This is a genomic window from Streptococcus suis (assembly GCF_002960445.1).
GTDB lineage: Bacteria > Bacillota > Bacilli > Lactobacillales > Streptococcaceae > Streptococcus > Streptococcus hyiners.
Window position 1 is genome coordinate 1 of the sequence record NZ_POJD01000057.1, and the last position, 273, is coordinate 273.

Annotated in this window: 1 protein-coding gene; it reads left to right on the top strand. The window is 37.0% G+C overall.

From position 1 onward, the window contains the following. Positions 1-273, top strand: a 273-nt coding sequence (locus C1G53_RS00290; protein WP_161941337.1) for a YitT family protein, incomplete at both ends; no start/stop codon positions are given.

The following is a 273-nucleotide window of genomic DNA, read 5'->3' on the forward strand; positions in this document are numbered from 1 at the left end:
ATTATCCTAGGTTTTGGACTTGGGCTTGTCTTCCTTGGAAATTCTTCTACTGGTGGAACAGGTATTCTTATTCAATTTATTCACAAGTACACCCCTTTATCATTAGGTCTGACAATGGCTATTATTGATGGTATTATCGTTGGTCTTGGATTTGTTGCCTTCGATACTGATACTGTTATGTACTCGATTATTGCCCTAATGACCATTACTTATATTGTCAACCGCATGATGTCTGGTACCCAATCTTCTCGAAATGTCATGATTATTTCTCAA